Source organism: Flavobacterium kingsejongi (genome assembly GCF_003076475.1).
In the GTDB taxonomy this organism is placed as follows: domain Bacteria; phylum Bacteroidota; class Bacteroidia; order Flavobacteriales; family Flavobacteriaceae; genus Flavobacterium; species Flavobacterium kingsejongi.
The window spans coordinates 3,147,022-3,167,022 of the sequence record NZ_CP020919.1 but is presented as its reverse complement, the minus strand read 5'-3'; the positions used below and the strand labels follow the sequence as shown (position 1 = coordinate 3,167,022).

At 40.2% G+C, this 20,001-nt stretch carries 16 protein-coding genes; 4 read left to right on the top strand and 12 right to left on the bottom strand.

The window, feature by feature from the left end; all coding sequences use genetic code 11:
• Positions 1-42 precede the first annotated feature (42 nt).
• A protein-coding gene (gene prfB / locus FK004_RS14235) for a peptide chain release factor 2 (protein WP_108738859.1) occupies positions 43-1,141 on the top strand; the annotation gives its coding sequence in 2 pieces (ribosomal slippage) (positions 43-105 and positions 107-1,141; 1,098 coding nt in all).
• A 191-nt stretch (positions 1,142-1,332) separates the two neighbouring features.
• Positions 1,333-2,559 (top strand): GAF domain-containing sensor histidine kinase, encoded by a 1,227-nt coding sequence (locus FK004_RS14230; RefSeq protein ID WP_108737856.1) that lies wholly within the window; start codon positions 1,333-1,335, stop codon positions 2,557-2,559.
• Here the strand turns inward: FK004_RS14230 and FK004_RS14225 are convergent, their stop codons facing one another.
• The 4 genes from FK004_RS14225 to FK004_RS14210 form a co-directional block, all read right to left on the bottom strand.
• A complete protein-coding gene (locus tag FK004_RS14225; RefSeq protein WP_108737855.1) occupies positions 2,560-3,471 on the bottom strand; it encodes a phospholipase A in 912 nt (303 codons plus the stop codon). It lies immediately after the preceding gene.
• Positions 3,472-3,573: 102 nt separating this feature from the next.
• The gene (locus FK004_RS14220) at positions 3,574-4,005 is read right to left on the bottom strand and encodes a hypothetical protein (protein ID WP_108737854.1); all 432 of its coding nucleotides are present in this window, start codon (positions 4,003-4,005) and stop codon (positions 3,574-3,576) included.
• A gap of 113 nt (positions 4,006-4,118) precedes the next feature.
• On the bottom strand, positions 4,119-5,414 hold the full coding sequence (locus FK004_RS14215) for an inorganic phosphate transporter (protein WP_108737853.1): 1,296 nt from the start codon (positions 5,412-5,414) through the stop codon (positions 4,119-4,121).
• Positions 5,415-5,442: 28 nt separating this feature from the next.
• Positions 5,443-6,087 carry a DUF47 domain-containing protein gene (locus FK004_RS14210; RefSeq protein WP_108737852.1) on the bottom strand — a complete coding sequence of 215 codons (645 nt, stop codon included), beginning with the start codon at positions 6,085-6,087 and terminating at the stop codon, positions 5,443-5,445.
• A gap of 278 nt (positions 6,088-6,365) precedes the next feature.
• On the opposite strand from FK004_RS14210, the gene FK004_RS14205 reads away from it, so the two are divergent.
• Both FK004_RS14205 and FK004_RS14200 read left to right on the top strand, forming a co-directional pair.
• Positions 6,366-7,994: an acyl-CoA carboxylase subunit beta gene (locus tag FK004_RS14205; protein ID WP_108737851.1), complete on the top strand. Its 1,629-nt coding sequence runs from the start codon at positions 6,366-6,368 to the stop codon at positions 7,992-7,994.
• 275 nt (positions 7,995-8,269) lie between these two features.
• Positions 8,270-8,866, top strand: a complete 597-nt coding sequence (locus FK004_RS14200; protein WP_157956118.1) for a porin family protein — start codon at positions 8,270-8,272, stop codon at positions 8,864-8,866.
• An 82-nt stretch (positions 8,867-8,948) separates the two neighbouring features.
• On the opposite strand, the gene FK004_RS14195 is transcribed toward FK004_RS14200, so the two are convergent.
• From FK004_RS14195 to FK004_RS14160, 8 genes are all read right to left on the bottom strand, one after another.
• A complete protein-coding gene (locus FK004_RS14195; RefSeq protein ID WP_108737849.1) occupies positions 8,949-10,283 on the bottom strand; it encodes an MFS transporter in 1,335 nt (444 codons plus the stop codon).
• Positions 10,284-10,306: 23 nt separating this feature from the next.
• The gene (locus FK004_RS14190) at positions 10,307-11,734 is read right to left on the bottom strand and encodes a porin (RefSeq protein WP_227871610.1); all 1,428 of its coding nucleotides are present in this window, start codon (positions 11,732-11,734) and stop codon (positions 10,307-10,309) included.
• Positions 11,735-11,888: 154 nt separating this feature from the next.
• Positions 11,889-13,157: a sensor histidine kinase gene (locus FK004_RS14185; RefSeq protein WP_108737848.1), complete on the bottom strand. Its 1,269-nt coding sequence runs from the start codon at positions 13,155-13,157 to the stop codon at positions 11,889-11,891.
• A complete protein-coding gene (locus FK004_RS14180) occupies positions 13,157-13,834 on the bottom strand; it encodes a response regulator transcription factor (RefSeq protein ID WP_108737847.1) in 678 nt (225 codons plus the stop codon). Before FK004_RS14180 ends, FK004_RS14185 begins: the two co-directional genes overlap by 1 nt.
• Positions 13,835-14,167: 333 nt before the next feature.
• The gene (locus tag FK004_RS14175; protein WP_108737846.1) at positions 14,168-17,308 is read right to left on the bottom strand and encodes an efflux RND transporter permease subunit; all 3,141 of its coding nucleotides are present in this window, start codon (positions 17,306-17,308) and stop codon (positions 14,168-14,170) included.
• Between the two features lie 4 nt (positions 17,309-17,312).
• Positions 17,313-17,612, bottom strand: a complete 300-nt coding sequence (locus FK004_RS14170) for a DUF190 domain-containing protein (protein ID WP_108737845.1) — start codon at positions 17,610-17,612, stop codon at positions 17,313-17,315.
• Between the two features lie 11 nt (positions 17,613-17,623).
• Positions 17,624-18,637, bottom strand: coding sequence for an efflux RND transporter periplasmic adaptor subunit (locus tag FK004_RS14165; RefSeq protein ID WP_108737844.1), 1,014 nt, complete (start codon positions 18,635-18,637; stop codon positions 17,624-17,626).
• Positions 18,638-18,639: 2 nt separating this feature from the next.
• Positions 18,640-19,896, bottom strand: a complete 1,257-nt coding sequence (locus FK004_RS14160) for a TolC family protein (protein WP_108738857.1) — start codon at positions 19,894-19,896, stop codon at positions 18,640-18,642.
• Positions 19,897-20,001 lie beyond the last annotated feature (105 nt).

Sequence of the window (20,001 nt, the reverse complement as noted above, 5' to 3'; positions counted from 1 at the left end):
AGAATGAAAGCTTATTTTTGCGGTTACAAAACTACAATAAATATGACAAATACCGAACAAATTAAAGGTATTATAGAGCGCCTTGGTGCGTTGAGGAGGTATCTTTGACGTTGATAAAAAGCTAATTGAAATTACAAACGAGGAAGAAAAGACGTTTGCACCTGACTTTTGGAATAATGCGAAACAAGCAGAAATCATCGTAAAAAACCTACGTTCTAAAAAGAAATGGGTTGAAGATTATGAAAAAGCAGTTTCGATGGCAGATGAATTGCAGCTCGCCTATGAATTCTACCGTGAAGGAGAATTGACAGGGGAAGAACTCGATGCTCAATATACCCTCACCAATGACCATATTGAGGCTATGGAGTTCAAAAATATGTTATCCGATGAAGGTGACAGTATGAGCGCAGTAGTACAGATTACAGCTGGTGCCGGTGGCACCGAAAGTTGTGACTGGGCTGAAATGCTGATGCGTATGTACATGATGTGGGGGGAGAAATATGGCTACAAAATTAAAGAACTTAACTTCCAGGCCGGGGAGGTTGCCGGAATTAAAACGGTAACCCTTGAATTTGAAGGGGATTATTCTTTTGGCTACCTCAAAGGCGAAAATGGGGTACATCGTTTGGTACGTATCTCTCCTTTTGACAGCAACGGAAAACGGCATACCAGTTTCGCTTCAGTTTATGTATATCCGCTTGCAGATGACACTATTGAAATCGAGATTAGCCCCGCAGACATTTCCTGGGAAACCATGCGATCCAGTGGTGCCGGAGGCCAGAATGTAAATAAGGTAGAGACTGCAGTAAGGTTGCGACACCACCCTACTGGTATTATTATCGAAAATTCTGAAACCCGTTCCCAGCTGGACAACAAAACGAAAGCCATGCAGCTTTTAAAGTCACAGTTATATGAAATTGAACTCAAGAAAAAACAGGCTTTACGGGATGAGATTGAAGCCAAAAAAATGAAAATTGAGTGGGGATCGCAAATCCGTAATTATGTGATGCATCCGTATAAATTGGTGAAAGATGTCCGTACAGGCTATGAAACCAGTGATGTCGATGGCGTAATGAATGGTGAGATTGATGAATTTCTAAAATCATTCCTAATGATGATGGGACAGAAAGAAGATGAATAAAATATAAAATGCCTATGGAAAAACCTGCTTCAGTTAAATGTAGCAGGTTTTTTTATAAATCGTAAGATCATGTAAAAATAAAACGTAATTATGCAACTGTTAATAAAATCTTAATTGTATTTTTGTGGCATGTCCTTTTTAGTTAAATCTATCCCAATGGAAATGTTTAATAATTTAAATATCAAAGAGATATGATTACCACAAAACCCCAGACCATCATACCAGAAAACGATAAATCCCGTCTTGAGAAGCTGTACGAGTACCAGATACTCGATACGCATCCAGAAGATACTTTTGATAAGATAGCCTTGCTGGCTTCCCAAATATTTGATACGCCTCATGCGTATATCACATTCGTGGATGAGAAGCGCGTCTTTTTCAAATCAATGATTAGCAATACTCCCAATAAAATAAGTCAGGTACTTAGGGAGAACAGCCTTTGTTCCCTTGCAATATTAAACACTAAAATTACTGTTTTTAACGATACTTTACTCAGCCCGGAGCTGCAAAGCAATAGCATGGTAAAATGCCCGAAAGGAATTCGGTTTTATGCTGGCGCACCTTTAAAATCTCCGGAAGGTTTTTTGTTGGGTGCCGTATGCGTGACAGATACCGTACCGCGAGAAGTGACCGAAAAACAGCTGAAAATGCTAAAAACGCTTTCCACACTTGTAGTGGATGAACTGGAAGACCGTTTACGCTATAAAAAGGTAATCAAAGCCCAGAACGACCTTATGGGGATCACATTGCATGAGATTAAAAATCCGCTGGCCTCTATCAAATTGGCAAATGATATCCTGAAAATGGATCTCAAACGGGTTCCAAAGATGGCCGATATGATCAAGAAAAGCGTTGACAGTATCCAATACAAACTGACCGATTTGCTGAAACTTTCAGAAATGGAAGATACGGAATTCAAATTATCCATCCAAGAAACCAGCCTTAAGCTTATGCTCGACCGCATGATTTCCAGCTTTGAGTTAATTGCCAATCGTAAAGGACAAAAAATAATTCTGGACTATGACAGCAGCATCCCAAAAATTAATGTGGACAAAAATAAGATCACTGATGTATTGCACAATCTATTGAGCAACGCCATCAAATATTCGTATCCCAATACCCTTATTCGTGTCATTGCAAAATTATCGGGTGATTGTGTTGAAATTGAATTTCAGGATGAAGGCCAGGGACTTAGTAATACTGATCTTGATAAGTTATTTGTGAAATTTGCCAAATTGAGTTCCTCTCCTACCGGAAAAGAAAGCTCGAATGGCTTAGGCCTTTCCATTTGCAAATCACTGGTAGAATTGCACAAAGGTAAAATATACGCCACAAGCAAAGGAAAAGAGCAAGGAGCTTCTTTTATTATTTCATTACCGGTTATCTTTCAATCGGAATTGGAATATTTAAATCGTTAATTACAACCATTCAATTAGAGACACCCCTAAACCTATGGTTGTTTGCCTGTTGTTGTAATCAATTAATGTTTCCCCATATCCTTGTGAAACCTGTAAATGTGCTTTTAAATTTCCAGAAATTGGATAAGCCCAGTCAAATTCAAGATAGCCTTTGCTTTTAGAATTAAAATACAGGTTATGACGTGCCATTAGCGATAGTACATTGGCATTTTTTATATAGATAACCGTCAGGTCTCCCCTGCCCATGTATTTACTAATATTAGGATTATCATCTTCGGTATCCGGCAAACGGTACCACGGACGTAAATATACACTCCAATTCCCTTTTTCCAATCCGGCCTGAAGTATAATCCGGTTCCAGCTGCGGGACAGTGGCATACCGCGCCCATTGGACTCATGATTAAACGATATCCCCAACATTTTATTACGCAGCCCAAATACATTAAAATCTGTGGCGAAATTTAGGATAACTTCTGGCTCATAATTCAGTTCCCGAAATGGCCTGGAAAGGCTTTTATTGTAAAGCTGCCAGCTGGCCTTTTGTGTATAGCCAACCCACAGATCTCCCCGTCCAAAAAACAAGCCCTGAAAAATTTTGGTTTTAAAACTAATCTGAAATTTGGTTTCCACATTGTTATAATCGACCGATTCCGGAGATACGTTTTGAGGATTATCGCTAAATGGCTTTTCGTTGGGTTTACTGGACCAACGTGTGGGCAATATATAGATTGATTTGTAAGGTGTAATCAGGAAAGTCCCTTTCTGGCTGGTACTGTCCAGTTCCCATCGTTCGTTGAGTGTACGGAATTGCTTGGAACTATCAAATAATGTATTAATTTGTGCAGTTCCTGTATAACAGGAAAAAAGAAGTAAGCACAGGAATAGGCAATATGGGTATTGGTATAACTTCATTTGTAAGGAGATTGGGTGGCTGCAAAAGTATTAAAAAAAGAACAGACTTGCTGATCGATCAGCAATATTGTCTTTATTTACCTTGATTTACACCTCAATATATTACTTGCCCTGTTCAAATACTTCGCCATATACAGCAAAAACGCTGTTCTTTATTACTACACCCAGTACCGTATTTATGATCAATTCCGGTTGTTTTACAGCACCAAAAAGGGATTTCAGAAAATCAAAATAGAGGTAATCAGTAATCAGCATTCCAGCGACATCCGGATACTGCTCGACAAGTTCTATAAAATCGGGATACCCTAAATCGCGTAATTCAGGTACGTCCGAATAGCCCTGCCCTTCGTCTTCGGCCTGGCATTCTTCAATAAAAAGCGCTGCTTTATCAATAAATTCTGGTTTTAGGGCACTATAGCCTATTTCCAGTTTGAACTTTTTAACCGGAAGCGTCGTAGCTTCACCAAAGCCAAGGCTGCGATAGGAAATTTTAGAAAAGTCAACAATAGTTCCACCTTGAAGCGTAAAAGTCATAGCAATTAGGATATTAGATTTGTACAGTAGTACTCAATGAAGAAATTAAAAAAAGGCCTAAGATGGTAGTTTCTGACTGTCATCTTAGGCCTTATGATTTTTTTGCAATGGTATTACTCCAGGAATATACTTAAGAAGTAATAGATCAGAGCAGCTAATAATGCTGAGACCGGGATGGTTAAAATCCATGCCCATATTAATTTTACAGTTACGCCCCAACGAACAGCAGAAATACGTTTTGTAAGTCCACAACCGATGATAGAACCTGTAATGGTATGTGTTGTACTTACCGGAATTTTCAAATGTTCTGTAAAGTAAAGCGTCAGTGCTCCTGCAGTTTCTGCAGCTACACCTTCAAATGGCGTTACTTTTGTAATTTTAGATCCCATTGTTTTTACGATTTTCCAACCACCACTTAAGGTACCGGCGGCAATCGCAGTATAACAGGCTAATGGAATCCATCCGGGCATGTGTCCGGTAAATTCTTCTCCATTGGCTCCTATCGATGGCAGGCTTACCTGTAACCATTCCGGCATTGCTGCCAATGAAGAACCACTGGTATGGATGTATACGACTACTGCTGCTGCAATAATACCCATAACTTTTTGTGAATCATTACCACCATGTCCCAAACTGAATGATGCTGAAGACAACAATTGCATCTTACGCAACCATGAAGTAGACTGGTTTTGATTCAGGCTGCTGAATATTAGGCAGAAAAAACTAATGGATAGTATAATAAAAGCAACCAGCAACCACTTAATATTATGGGGTTCGGTAATAACACTCAGGAATTGCGAGGCAAAACGCGGGTGTTTGATTTCATCATAATATTCTATTTTGGTTACTACAAACCATATTGTCACTACCATTAATAGAACGGTAAAGATTTTAGGGCCTATCGTCTTTTTAGAAGAATGCATTAACCAAAGGGAAATCAGGTACGAAACCAGTGTTCCTATTAATGGTGCCAGAAATATAAAGGCTGCAATGATAAGTACACCTGTTGGCATTTCGCCTGGTTTTCCGGCATTGTACCATACGACAGCTCCAAATCCGGCATGTGCGATGGCAGCTCCGGCAAAACCTCCAATTAAAGTATGGGAGGAACTGGAAGGTATTCCCAACCACCAGGTCAGCAAGTTCCATAAAATAGCTGCAATAACCCCCGCTAAAATAACGACAAGGTCAATCTCCATCGTGTGGGCTGTTTTGGCCACCGTATCGGCAACACCAAAACCAAAAACCCAATAGGCCAAAAAGTTAAAGAACGCCGCCCAAAGTACCGCCTGAAAAGGCGTTAAAACCTTAGTGGCTACTACAGTTGCAATAGAATTCGCAGCATCATGAAAACCGTTGATATAATCAAAAATTAATGCAAGAACTATTATTATAATAAGTAGAGTCATAGAATTTAATTTCTATATAAAATTTGTATTAAGAATGTTTTACAGAAATCGATTCCAGGACATTGGCCACACTTTTACATTTGTCCATACCGCTTTCCAGAGCCGATAACACTTCTTTATATTTCATAATATTCTTAGCATCGGTTTCATTTTCGAATAAATCAGCTACTGCCCTGTCATAAACATTGTCTGACTTATTTTCTAATTTATTAATCCTTGCACAAGCTGCAGTGATGCTTTTTATTTTATTCATGCTTTTCAGGTCTACAATAGCTACCTGAATCAGCTGGCAGGCTTCAAGGTTAATCTCTGTCAGCTTACGGATTGATTTGGTGATTTTATCTACCTGGTACAAACGCATTCTGCTGGCAGCACCATAGATATAATTTGCCACACCATCAATTGAACTCGCCAATGAGTGAATATCCTCACGGTCAAAAGGTGTAATAAAATTGACACTTAATTCAAGATTGGTCTTGTGGGTGATGTCCTCTCCTTTCTGCTCCAGCTCTTCGATAAGCTTATACAGAATTTCTCTTTCGGCAAGTGGCGCATTTACGGCCTCATGTAATGTTTCAGCAAGTTTCACTAAATTAGCGGTTGCTTCTTCAAAAAGCGGGAAGAATTTTTTATCTTTCGGAACAAAAAACTGGAAAATACTATTGAGATTCATATCTTAAATTTAATGCTGCAAATGTACCCTTTCAATGTTAAGATAATATTAAGTTAACGTCAAATGCGGGTTATGGAATACCATACCGCTAAACTTATATTGTCATGGCATGCTTAGAATTCAAACGATTTCGTACTTTAGCAGGCGCAAAACAAAATGAACTAAATTGCGTGAGGGAGTGCAGCGGCATCCTTTTTCCCGGTCTTTCAGCGGGGAAAAGATAAAGCGAAAAGCCCGGCCCTTTGGGACACGCCCAAAAAAATTATACGACTCATACAATGGACATTAACTTCAACAAAAACGAAGACCACAACAAACTATTACTATCCGATTTAAAACAGCGTTTTGCTACAGTAAAACTTGGCGGCGGTGAAAAAAGAATTGCAAAACTGCACGGAGAGGGCAAAATGACTGCCCGGGAAAGAATTGATTATTTATTGGACCCTAAAGCAAAAAGTATCGAAATTGGTACGTTTGCCGGAGACGGGATGTATGTGGAACATGGCGGTTGCCCTTCTGGAGGTGTAGTCGTTAAAATTGGCTATATCAAAGGAAAACAATGCATTGTGGTAGCCAATGATGCTACTGTAAAAGCCGGTGCCTGGTTCCCTATCACGGGAAAGAAAAACCTCAGGGCTCAGGAAATTGCTATGGAAAACCGCCTGCCGATCATTTACCTGGTGGATAGTGCCGGTGTATACCTGCCACTACAGGATGAGATTTTTCCGGATAAAGAGCATTTTGGCCGTATTTTCCGCAACAATGCCATTATGAGCAGCCGTGGGATTACCCAGATCGCTGCTGTCATGGGCAGTTGTGTTGCTGGTGGCGCCTACCTTCCTATAATGAGCGATGAAGCGCTTATCGTAGATAAAACAGGAAGTATATTTTTAGCGGGAAGCTACCTGGTAAAAGCGGCAATCGGCGAAAGTATTGATAATGAAACCCTGGGTGGCGCTACGACGCACTGTGAAATTTCGGGTGTGACGGACTATAAAGCCAAAGATGATAAAGACGCCCTGGATAAAATTAAAAATATAATTGATAAAATCGGGGACTTTGACAAAGCGGGTTACAACCGTATTAAAGCAGAGAAACCGGCACTGGACGAAAAAGATATTTACGGCATACTTCCAAAATCCCGTTCGGAGCAATATGATATGATGGAAATCATCAACCGACTGGTAGACAACTCAGAATTTGAACCTTATAAAGACGGTTACGGACAGACGATCATTACAGGATATGCCCGTATTGATGGCTGGGCTGTGGGAATTGTAGCCAATCAGCGAAAAGTTGTAAAATCCAAAAAAGGAGAAATGCAGTTTGGTGGTGTAATCTATTCCGATTCTGCCGATAAAGCCACGCGTTTTATTGCCAACTGCAACCAAAAGAAAATTCCGTTGGTTTTCCTTCAGGATGTTACCGGATTTATGGTCGGCTCCAAATCGGAACACGGCGGTATTATTAAAGATGGAGCTAAAATGGTGAATGCAGTCAGTAATTCTGTAGTCCCTAAGTTTACTGTAGTCGTAGGGAATTCTTATGGCGCCGGAAACTATGCTATGTGTGGTAAGGCCTATGACCCGAGGTTAATTTTTGCATGGCCAAGTGCGGAACTGGCCGTAATGGGTGGTACCCAGGCGGCAAAAGTATTGATGCAAATTGAAGCTTCTTCCCTGAAATCGAAAGGGGAGATTGTAGATGAAGTAAAAGAAAAAGAATTGTTCGATAAAATTAAAGCGAAATATGATGCTCAGGTATCTCCGTATTATGCTGCTTCCCGCCTTTGGACTGATGGAATCATCGATCCGTTAGACACGCGTACATGGATTTCCTTAGGAATTGAGGCTGCCAATCACGCACCGATTGAAAAACCTTTTAATCTGGGCGTAATACAGGTATAAAAATAAAAAGAGAACAGCTTTGACTGTTATTCGCATAAAAACTAAAGACAGCCCCATGAAGGCTGTCTTTTTTATTAATTTCTGTGTAAATTTGAAAGATTGCTGTTGTATTGCCTTTTATTTTGGCCTTTCACAATGTAACGCTCCGGTAATCGTCATAGATTAGGCCGGCTTCCTTAAGCCTTTTGTCAATATTTGAAAGGTGTTGGTCAAAATTATTTTTATAGCCCAAAATATTGTGGCTTCTTTGTATAAATTAATTTAAAATGAAAAAAATGAGAACACACAAATGCCTCCTATTCCTAAGCCTTATCCTGAGTTTTATCGCCCTATCCGGAAAGGCACAAACCCTTTCTCCTGTACATTTCGGAATCAAAGGTGGTGGGAATTTCAGCAGCCTTTCTTTATCGGATACACGACTGGACTCTAAATTCTCTGGTGGTTATTTTGCCGGAGCTATGGTTCGTGTTGATTTGCGAAAAGTATATATCCAGGGTGACGTTTTATTTGCACAAAAAAAATCCAAAATCGAAACGAACGATGGCAGAACTGAAGATGCGAAATGGAAAAGCATCGAAGTGCCATTGGTAATTGGGTATAAAATTGTAGATCTTTCTTTGCTGAATGTACGTGTTTTTGGTGGTGGTGTATATTCTTATGTCATGGATGACAACATCTCTATCCTGAATAACGTAAACAATTCCTACCGTGAATTTGACAAATCGAATGTGGGGTACCAGCTTGGAGCCGGAGTAGATATTTCCCGCTTTACCATCGATCTTCGTTATGAAGGCGGACTGAATAACCTGAGTAAGGATTTTAAATCCAAACCAAATTCTTTTAGCCTGAGCCTGGGGTATTTCTTTATTTAATCCCTAACTGCGGAATTTCAACTTTTGAAAACACGAAATCCCCTTATTAGTAAGGGGATTTCGTGTTTTTATTTAAAAAATATTAGTGATTCGTATCTCCAAAAGTAGACGTTTTGCGGGTATCTTTCATATAGCTGTAGACTAACAGTGAGATAAAGATACATCCCGTTACATACCAATAGAAATAGGTTTCGTGGCCTGCATCTTTAAACCACAAGGCAATATATTCTGCTGTACCTCCAAAAAGTGCTACGGTAACGGAATAGGGAAAACCAACTCCCAATGCCCGGATTTCTGTAGGAAACAATTCTGCTTTTACGACTGCATTAATGGAGGTATAACCACTCACAATAACCAATGCAATCATGATATAACCAAAGGCTTCCCACTTCCCTGACGAATTGCTGACCGCTGTCAGTAACGGATAGGTTGCAATGGTTCCCAAAACCCCAAAAGCCAGCAGCAAAGGTTTCCTTCCAATTTTATCCGATAATAAGCCAAATGCAGGTTGCAGCAAAGCAAAAATCAGTAAGGATAAAAATGTAATAAGAGTCGATTCATCTTTAGTCAGGTGTACGGTATTGACTAAGAATTTTTGCATATACGTACTGTAGGTATAAAAAGCGATCGTCCCGCCTAAAGTAAGCCCTACAACAATAGCCAAAGCTTTTGGATGGCGCATTAATTCCCGTAAAGAACCACTTTTCTTTTTTTCTTCTACTACATTTTCATTTTCTTCTGTTTTCTTGAATGCAGCAGTTTCGTCCATGTGGCTTCTCAGGTATAAAGCGACCAATGATAAGGCTGCTCCAATAAAAAACGGTACCCTCCAACCCCAATCATGCATTTCGGCATCGGTAAGAAATAGCTTCTGCATAGCAAGCTGGATCCCTAAAGCAATGAGCTGTCCACCAATTAAGGTCACATACTGGAAACTGGAGAAAAAACCACGGTGTTTGGCCGTAGCCATTTCACTGAGATAGGTTGCTGAAGTTCCGTATTCCCCACCAACGCTCAATCCCTGTAACAAGCGCGCTACCAATAATAAGATTGGTGCGAGTACGCCAATAGCTTCATACGAAGGAGTTAATGCAATCAGGAGCGATCCAAAAGACATTAATAATACGGAAAGTGTCATTGAGAATTTACGGCCAGCACGATCGGCTAAACTCCCAAAGAGCCAACCACCGATGGGGCGCATTAGAAATCCTACTGCAAAGATTCCGGCTGTATTCAGTAATTGTGCCGTAGCACTACTTTCAGGGAAAAAGACGGGCGCAAAATAGATGGAAAAGGCGGAATAAGCGTACCAATCATACCATTCAACAAGGTTCCCTATAGAACCGCTCATAATTGCTTTCACACGTCGTGCCATGCTCATTTCTTCTGGCCGGGCTATACTTGATAATTGTGACATAGTTATAAATAAATTTTTAAGTATTAAAGATAAATCTGGACAGCGGCGATAACTTCCCCTGCCCTTTTAAAAACAGTATTGGTAGCCGCATCATATAAAGGACGGCTCGAATACTGAAGTGATATTTTTGCATTATGCCCATCCAATAAAAGGTTGGTTCCCAAATCATAAAAATGGCCTGTTTCTGAAAGTGCTTTCAGGTCTTTCAACGTATAGGTCACATAGGGCTGGATCCGGATTTTATCACTAAACTTTGGCAATAGGAAACCTGCCTGTGTGTACCATATTTTTCCGGTGCCCAATAAGTACTTTGCATTTCCAAATCCTTCTTTGGCCACCATACCTGTAAAATCAGGATCGGCAGTACCGGGATTCATCAGTCCGGTCGTGCGGATGTAATTGGGTCCAAAATTATAATTATACAGCACACTATAAATGGACAGAGACATTTCTTTGTCTTTCGCACCTATCGGAAGTTCAGTAAAAACATCTGCTCCAAAGATAGTAATATCATGGTTTTCAAAAACGCCTTCCTGTGGTTGTGTTAGGGTACCATCTTTAGTAGAATAAAATCCGGAACCCACATTCAGTATCCGTTTTTCACCCAAATAGGTTCCGGCAAGGAATGGGCTGCTTCGATTTTCGGTATCAAAAAACTGGTAATCAAAATAGCCGGCAAAGGAAAGTTTCCCGCTTTTATTATTGTCTAAAGCAGAACCATTGACCAACGGCACTAAATTGGTTGCAAAAGGCTTATTTACATTCACCCGATAGGCCAGACGGTTCCATTCACCATGGGCAAAAATCCCCATTTGCCGGGCAAACTGATCTGAAACTTCTATGGTGTTGAAATTAAATACTGGTAAATCAGCCGTCAGCATCCGGTTGGAACTCGCATTGGTCAGTCGGCTGACACCGTTCCAGCTGTGCAATCCCGCTCCCATATACAGATTGAATGCATTTTTCTTTTTGGTTTCCTCATTTATTGCAGGTAAAATAGCAAATTCATTATAAGCATCGTGAAAAAAGAATACTGCTTTCTTTCCTGCTCCATTACCACCTGTTCCTGTACCACCACCGGAAATAAAAGACTGGTTATTGATTCCCATCTGTATAAAAATCAGGTAACGTGGGGAAAGTTGTGCGGTAGCCGTTATTCGCATCCTACGGATACCCGCATCATAGGTGGTCGTTTGTGGTGTACCATTGACAGCCGTTCCAGGATTATTCTCAATCACCCGAAGCCAGGTTTGATTCCAAAAACCAAATTTTAGGTATTTACTTCCATCCTCATTGAATTTTATTTTCAGGTCACCCAAAGGTGGTGTCTTGACCTTAGCAGCCGGCACCTGTAATATGGGAATCGTATCTTTGATTTCCTGTGCATTTAAAACACCGCTTACTCCACCTAAAAATACAGTAAAGCAGGTTTTAAACACTATTTTTTTCATATAATTCATTTTAATCAAAATATAATTAGTGAGTAAACAAGAATCCGGCACTTTGCCTGTTACAAACTAAGGTTTCAATTTTGAAGGAATTTTGAAGAAATATTGTTTTTAAGTTGAAATTTCAAACGTTTTCGTTTTACAGCTGCGCTGCGGGCTACTTTTCAGGCTGTACAAAAGCAATTTCGATAGTATGGTAACCGGCAATAAAGTGGTAGGTGATGGTATGTCCAAAAATCTCACAGATCTTTTTAACAATAGCCAGTCCAATCCCAATAGAATTCAGTGATTGATTATCTTTTTTAAAACGCCCAAATAATTCTTCGGTCGGTACCAAAGGCTGATTCCCGGTATTACGGATCATAAGTCCGGAAGGACTTACCATAAGCTCAATCGACCCTGAAATCCAGTTGTGCCGTATGGCATTGCTAAGCAGATTATTGAGTAGAATACGGCTCAATGACTCTTCCATCGGAATATAAACCAAATCGATCAAATGACTCTTTACTGTAATCTGCTTCATCTCGATCAGGTCTGCAAAAGAAAGTAGTGTTTCTGATACAATACTACTGATATTGGTAACACTATTAGTATTCGCCTGAAAATTTTCCAGCTTGGTTAATAAAGTTAGTGATTGATTGATCTTAGAAAGCTTTTCGAGTTCATCCAGCATCGACATGAGTTGGGTCAGTTGGGATTCATCGAGCTTTGACTGTATGAGTAACTCAATTTTGGCCTTGATAACCGCAATTGGAGTCTGCAATTCATGGGATGCATTTTCAGAAAATTCTTTTAGCGCCCAATAATCTTTTTTAGCATTCTCTGTCATCTTTAGTAAAAATCGATTCAGTTCCTGGAATTCTAAGGTACTTGTCTTCTGGAATTTGATATTGGTTTGCTGGTGCAGGGCAAATTTTTGTATCGAATATAAAGTGGCATTAAAGGGTGCAAGGATATATCCGGAGATCACTTCACTGGAAATAATAACCATCGAAATCAGGAAGATAAACGTCCAGGCAAATACCATAAATATCCCATTGAGGTAAATGTCTTCGGTAATGATCATAAAAGTATGGCTCGTAATCCGATAATAATCAGTGCCTACCTGATGTACTGTCGCCAGGCTTACATTCATTACCTTATTTTGAAGTTCCGCATTCCAAACTATGTTATAATCTACTTTTTCGGTAGTATTGGGAATCCCGGTTAGTTTTTCAATTGTAACATTTTTACGTGAAGGATGGCTGCTATAGTCTTCGGAACTGCTGAGTTGGTTGGCCACAACACGGTTAAGGTGCTTTAGTTCCCCTATTGTTGCCTGTGCGCTACTTCTTTTTACGGCAGTGTAAACAATCGCAAGACCAATCAGCAATACAAAAAAAGTGATTAAGGAATAAGCAATCGTATACCGGTAATTGAGCCGCATTACTGATGGCTTATTTTATACCCCAGCCCATAAACGGTACTGATATAATCTTCTCCACCCGCATCTGTAATTTTCTTTCGGAGGTTCTTTACATGCTGGTACACAAAATCAAAATTATCAAGATTGTCGGTATAATCACCCCAAAGGTGTGCTGCAATAGCCTGTCGGGACAGGATCCGGTTCTGGTTGTTCAGAAAATAAATCAGGAGATTGGTTTCCTTACGGGTTAAGGTTACAGCTTGTCCGTTAATATGGGTTTCCATAGACAGCAGGTCTATTGTAATCTCATTAAACTGTAGCAGTTGGGAAGCTGTTTTGCTGTTCCGTCGTGTTACTGCTTTGATTCTGGAATACAGCTCCGGTAATGGAAAAGGTTTGGTGATATAATCGTCTGCGCCTTCATCCAGACCTGTAATTTTAAAATCCAGCGAATTCTTAGCAGAAATAATAATGACACTGCTTTCCAATCCTTCCTTTTTGATCAGTTTCAGCAGGTTAATCCCATTACCATCGGGAAGCATTATATCGAGTATAATACAGTCATAGGTAAATAAAACCAACTTTTCGCGGGCTTCTTCAAAGGTATGGGCCATTTCACAAATATTGTTTTCATGTACCAGGTAATCGGCCATACTCTTAATCAGCTCAGGATTATCCTCGACTAATAATAATTTCATTGCGCTATTTTTAGGGTAAAAGGAAAGTACAGGGCAAATTTAACCTAATTAATTGATTATCCAATCCATGTCCGGTATCTCGTATTGGTTCCTTAATGTGTTGCATAAAACGACTGTTTTTATTCTAAAATAATTTTACGTTATACCCTAAAAAAGTACTGCTCCCAGAAATCGATTTGTTGTACCAAATCCACCTTCCAGAAGCAGTTCTCCCAATTTATATAGTAACTTTAATACACTGAAAATAAACTACACTACATGATTCATCTTCAATGATTCATTTATCAGTACACTGTAGTGCAATCCATACCAGCTTACTGAAATCCAACGGCATTAATTATCCTCTTTTGTTACTATTTTCTCTTTTCTATTTTTATGAATCCAAATGTATAACGGTGGAATCAGCAATGGTGCAAAAATCAGTGTACTGGTTAAACCACCGATGATTACTGTGGCCAAAGGACGTTGCACATCAGAACCGATACCCGAGGATATAGCAGCTGGAACAAGTCCAATAATTGCTACGACCAAAATGGATAAGAGTGCGCGTAATTGTTCTTTGGAAGCAGACAGCACATTGCTTTCGATATCATTTTCCTTAAACAAATTCTTTCTGTTAATTGCCGATACCAGGAGGACACCCGCCATTACTGAGATTCCAAAAATACTCACGAAACCTACTCCTGCAGAAACATTAAAGTAATACCCCCGAAGCAGCAATGCTACAATTCCACCACCAAGGGCAAATAATATACAACTCATGGTAATCAATGTATTCTGGAAATTTTTATACAGCATGAATAAGAACAGGAACACCATAATTATCGTTAGCGGAATAGTAAATAATAACTGTTTTCCAGCACGCTCCAGGTTTTCATATTGTCCACCATATTTAATGTCATACCCTTTTGGAACATGGACGCTCTTATCGATTTTCTTTTTCAGCTCTTTTACAAAACTTCCCTGATCCCTGCCTTTGATGTTGGTTCGAACCGTAATCATGCGTTTGCTGCCAAAGCGGTAAATATTGGTCTGCCCTTCCACAAAATGGATATTGGCAAGTTGGCTCATCGGAATTAAAGAACCATTCGCAGATGGAATCAGAATGTTTTTGATAGCATCTATTGAGTTCCGGTCTTCCGGTAAAAAGCGGACTACGATATCATAACGTTTTGTACCATCATATAATGTAGAGATGCTTTTCCCACCAATCGCGGCTTCGATCATATTTTGGATATCCGCCACATTAATCCCAAAACGGGCTGCTGCTTCACGATTAATATCCACTGCCAGTTGCTCCTGCTCCCCTTCCTGCTCAATATTCACATTGGCTGCTCCGGGTGTATTTTTTACAATCTGTGCAATCGTATCTGCTTTTTTACGCATCATTTCCAAATCATCCCCTACAATAGATATCGCAAGGTCTGCCGCACTACCATTCACAATTTCCATCACCTGGTCGATAATCGGCTGGCCGGAAGAAAACTGAACGGAAGGAATCTCCTGCTGCAAGTTGTTTTTTATTTTTTCTACAAGGTCTTTTTTAGAAATGGTATCACTCCACAGGTTGTAATCTTTTAGCCCTACTAGGATTTCATTCCTGTTGGCAGGAAAAGGATCGGTACCCTCGTCATTTCGTCCCGTTTGGGTGATGATATAAGAGATTTGCGGATATTTTGCTATAATCTTACGGATTTTAGGCGCATATTTTACATTTTCCTGTATTGAAATACCGGCTGGGAAATTCCCTCTCAGGAAAATGGATCCCTCATCCAGCGTAGGCAGGAATTCAGTTCCTAATTTCAGTCCGCATAAAATAAAGATCAATACTACAGAGAAACCTATCAATACTGTTTTTTTGTATCCTTTTAAAAACTTATCTAACGTTTTAGTATAGATCCGTGTCAGGAAATCCAGGATAAAATTCTTATGCTCTTTAATCGGTTTGCTGGTATCCGTCAGGCTCTTTTTGTAGACAAACGAAATCAGTACCGGAATAAACGTCAGGGCTGCCAACATGGAACCGATTACTGCAAATGCAAGTGTCAGTGCCATTGGAGAGAACAGTTTACCTTCTACACGGGTCATTAAAAGTATCGGCATATAAGCCAATATGATGATTGTAACAGAGAAGAAGATCTCACGGCCTACTTCCTGAGCAGCCTGCAATGTGATTTTAACAATTCCCTGTTCTTTCTCTTCCGTGGTCGCCGTCCTGTATTTTCGAATCAGGTGTTCGGCCATGACACACGCTCCATCTACAATGATCCCAAAGTCAATAGCACCTAAAGAAAGTAAATTGGCCGGAATTCCGGATAAACGCATTAAAATGAAAGCAAAGAACAAAGAAAATGGAATTGTAAGCGCTACAACCAGCGCACTACGGGCACTTCCCAGGAAGAAAATCAATAGGATAACCACAATCGAGATTCCTTCAAATAAAGTATGGGCTACGGTTTCCAAAGAGTGATCAATTAAGAAACTACGGTCATACATTGGACGTAAAGTAACGCCTTCCGGTAAGTCATGGGCTTCCAGGTCAGAAATCCTTTCTTTCAGCTTTTTGAGCACTTCACTCGGATTCTCATAACGGCGTAATAGTATGATTCCTTCCACCCCACTGCTTACATCCTTTTTATCTTTGGTAATGGTATACCCCATTACACCGCTTGGTGGTGGTGGCGTAATTTCCACTGTTGCCACATCACGTATAAAAACCGGAATTCCATTCTCTGATTTCAATACGATATTACGGATATCCTGATCTGTTTTTATCGCTCCTAAACCGCGAATCGCAAAACCTTGCCCACCACGTTCGATAATATTCCCTCCGGTATTCTGGTTGTTCACATTTACCGCATCGATTACATCCTGTAAATTAAGGTTGTATTTTCTTAGTTTTTCAGGTGAAGTAATGATATGGAACTGTTTTAGCGGCCCACCAAAAGTGGTCACATCGGCAATACCAGGCACTTGCAACAATGCCGGTTTGATTACCCAGTCCTGTAAATCCCTAAGATCTGCCTGGCTGTAGCTTGGCGGTGCTTCCACCACATAGCGGTACACTTCCCCTACCGCAGTAGATAATGGTGCCAATTCAGGTGATACGCCTGCAGGCAATTCTGCTGCTGCCAAACGTTCAATAACCTGCTGACGCGCAAAATAATCATCAGTCCCATCTTTAAAAGTCAACTGTACTACAGACAATCCAAAGATCGTCCTGCTTCTTCTGTCCAGTACATTAGGGGTATTTTGTAGCGCTCTTTCGATAGGAACAGTCACCTGTTGCTCTACTTCTTCGGCAGCTCTTCCATCATATTGTGCCACAACAATAACATTGGTGTCGGCAATATCCGGATAGGCTTCAATTTTTAACTGGGTAAAACACCAGAAACCGATTGCCATTAATACTACACTAATCGCAATTACAGCCCAGCGATTTCGCAGGCTGAATAGTAGCAAATTTTTAATCATTATATTACCATTTATCTACTTGGTTAGTAACTATAAAACCGCCTTTGTATACCGCACGAAGTGCTGTAAGGGCCTGTTTTACCTTTTCGTCCTCATCTGTAAAGAGGATCAGCATGGGAATTCCGTCAAAACTGAACAAATCATTGGGACGGTACAGGTGCTGGCTCGCTCCATAACCAAGGCTGGCCTGGAATAATGTAGCCCCCAGTATCTGATGCTCCAGCAAAAGCCGGAATACATATTCGTACAGTGATTGTGTGCCGTACATCTCATCTTTATCAATATATACTTGTGCCTGTGTCATCTTCATTGTGTTTAGTATCCGAAACTTAATCCTTTCAGTTGCATTACGCCTTTGATGGCAATAGCATCCCCATTATTCAGTCCGCTGTAAATTAAAATCCGGTCGCCAAGCTGGCTTCCTATCGCTACTTCCCTGCGTTCGAAAGTATCGGCTCCTTTTTTCACAAATACATAATTCTTAGCCTGTACTGTAATCAATGCATTTTTATCCACACTGATGTAATCGCCTTCACTGATACCAAATGAAACTGTAGCAAACATGCCTGCTTTAAAATTCCCGCTGTCATTATTCATCTTAATTCGCAGTTTCACCATTCTGGTAGATTCATCCACCATATCGGCAATTCCGTCCAGGGTACCTTTGAATTTCTCATTAGGGAATGCCGTCAATTGAACAATACATTCATTTCCTTTTTTGATTTTGCTGATTTGATTCTCTGGGATATCACAAGTAATAAATGCGGTACCGGCTTTGGCAGTTTTTAGTTCTTCCGGCAGGAATCCACCTGCTTTTAATTTAGTTTCATGTTCAATGATCGCTGCTTTTTCATTCGCCAGGCTGGCATTCTCCATAGATAAGGCCGTTTGCGCTTCCAGCAAATCTTTTCCGGTAGCTGCACCATGCGCCTGTAAATCCCGGGCACGATCCAACTCGATTTCTTTTTGTTTGATATTGCGGCTTTGAATCTGTTTGATCGTAATCAAATGCTGGATCAGTTGGGTATAATTTCCCGCTAATTCCGGATTTTCAAATAGCACAATATTCTGTGATGCTCCTTCATCAGATCGGATTACTGTCGCAGATACTTTCGCCGGAGCGGTTACCTGATTGTTCAACAGCGAATTGTTGATCGTTTCCGTTTCAAAAAAAGCTACATTTTCAGGATTTGGGAACATGATTTTTGTACCATTATCCGTTACCTGTGGCGTATTATCTTTGGTTACCACTGTTTTGTCTTCTTTACTGCCGCAGGCGCAAAGTAAAAAGACCATAATCCAGCTGCTGTATTGCATTAAAATTTTCATATTTATTGAGCTATTTGATTGATTAATCCTGAAGTATATAGTAGTTTGATGTAACTTTCCCTGTAGTGCTGCATGGTATCATAATATTGCTGCTGTGTTTCCAGCCAGCTGCGCTGCGCTTCCAAAAAGTCGATAATCGTGGTCCCGCCCCTGAGGTAAGAATAACGCACACTTTTCAGAATGGCTTCGGACTGTGGCAACAGCACATCAAAATTCCGAACGTTTTCCTTTTCCGTCTGATAGGTCTGATAGGCATTCGTAATTTCGGTCTGAATTTGAGCATGTGTGATCTCCAATCCTTGTTCTGCCTGCAATTTCAAATATTTTGATTTTTTGATTTCTCCCTGGTTCCTGGAAAATATTGGAATATCTACAGTGCCATATACTCCAGCATACGGAATAGCATTCTGTGGATTATAGATAACTCCCAATTCAGGCTGCGGATAAGCCATAGAACGCTGCAGTTTGATGTTGGTATCTGCTGCATCAATTAATGATTTAGCGGCCTGTACATCGGTACGTTTCTCCATCGCTTCATTTAGAAAATCATTCAGGGAGGAAAGCACGATAAAATTGAAACCGTCTTTGCTATCCACTGTGATCTCTTCGGTACTGCCCAACAGGTATTTCAATTCTGTCAGTTCATTTCGATAATTTTGTTCCGATGATTTGATCTGAAGCCCATACTGATTAGCCAACAATTGGGTACGATTAAAATCCGTCTCGGTAATCACCTCGTTTTTAAGGCGCACTTTATTGATAATAACGAGGCTGTCCAGATTATTCTTTGCTTTCTCTACAATTTCCAATTGTTTTTGAGAAGTCCAGACATCCAGCCATTTCAAGGCTACATCCTGGTACAGGTTACGTTCTGTTTCCGCATAGTTTTTATGCGCCAGGTCCGTGTTCTGGTTGGCCAGGTCAATTTTGTTTTTTCGCATGCCGGGAAGTTGAAAAACTTTACCCAACTGGAAATTGGCTTGTGTATTAGCCCCGTTTAGGGTACCGGTATTGGCTACCTGATATTGTTGTCCTAAAACCCCAATATAGTTGAACCCTAACGTAAGATTAGGCCTCATTTTTGCCGTTACGGCATCGCTTTCCGCGATGTTAATTGTATAGGATTGATTTTTGAGGACCGGGTTATTACTCCTGGCAGTCTGCAGTGCTTTTTGCAGACTGTAGTTGCTTTGTGAAAAACCTGTTCCTGAAAAAACCATCACAACAAATAAGATGAGAAGTTGTTTTTGCTTTTGCATTGCTTTGCTTTGTATAGATTGCATAGCAAAGTTAGGTCAGCTTTTCACACAGGCCTGTTAGAGATGTTTTAGAAAATTATTAGAAATTCATTAGAGCTAAAAACC

What these genes read in the sequence shown, in the direction of transcription:
- FK004_RS14185 (WP_108737848.1), bottom strand. Translation starts at nt 13,157, where the DNA reads ATGCGGCTCAATTACCGGTATACGATTGCTTATTCCTTAATCACTTTT.
- FK004_RS14230 (WP_108737856.1), top strand. Translation starts at nt 1,333, where the DNA reads ATGATTACCACAAAACCCCAGACCATCATACCAGAAAACGATAAATCC.
- FK004_RS14190 (WP_227871610.1), bottom strand. Translation starts at nt 11,734, where the DNA reads ATGAAAAAAATAGTGTTTAAAACCTGCTTTACTGTATTTTTAGGTGGA.
- FK004_RS14170 (WP_108737845.1), bottom strand. Translation starts at nt 17,612, where the DNA reads ATGACACAGGCACAAGTATATATTGATAAAGATGAGATGTACGGCACA.
- FK004_RS14220 (WP_108737854.1), bottom strand. Translation starts at nt 4,005, where the DNA reads ATGACTTTTACGCTTCAAGGTGGAACTATTGTTGACTTTTCTAAAATT.
- FK004_RS14215 (WP_108737853.1), bottom strand. Translation starts at nt 5,414, where the DNA reads ATGACTCTACTTATTATAATAATAGTTCTTGCATTAATTTTTGATTAT.
- FK004_RS14175 (WP_108737846.1), bottom strand. Translation starts at nt 17,308, where the DNA reads ATGATTAAAAATTTGCTACTATTCAGCCTGCGAAATCGCTGGGCTGTA.
- FK004_RS14210 (WP_108737852.1), bottom strand. Translation starts at nt 6,087, where the DNA reads ATGAATCTCAATAGTATTTTCCAGTTTTTTGTTCCGAAAGATAAAAAA.
- FK004_RS14225 (WP_108737855.1), bottom strand. Translation starts at nt 3,471, where the DNA reads ATGAAGTTATACCAATACCCATATTGCCTATTCCTGTGCTTACTTCTT.
- FK004_RS14205 (WP_108737851.1), top strand. Translation starts at nt 6,366, where the DNA reads ATGGACATTAACTTCAACAAAAACGAAGACCACAACAAACTATTACTA.
- FK004_RS14165 (WP_108737844.1), bottom strand. Translation starts at nt 18,637, where the DNA reads ATGAAAATTTTAATGCAATACAGCAGCTGGATTATGGTCTTTTTACTT.
- FK004_RS14200 (WP_157956118.1), top strand. Translation starts at nt 8,270, where the DNA reads ATGAGAACACACAAATGCCTCCTATTCCTAAGCCTTATCCTGAGTTTT.
- FK004_RS14195 (WP_108737849.1), bottom strand. Translation starts at nt 10,283, where the DNA reads ATGTCACAATTATCAAGTATAGCCCGGCCAGAAGAAATGAGCATGGCA.
- FK004_RS14160 (WP_108738857.1), bottom strand. Translation starts at nt 19,896, where the DNA reads ATGCAAAAGCAAAAACAACTTCTCATCTTATTTGTTGTGATGGTTTTT.
- FK004_RS14180 (WP_108737847.1), bottom strand. Translation starts at nt 13,834, where the DNA reads ATGAAATTATTATTAGTCGAGGATAATCCTGAGCTGATTAAGAGTATG.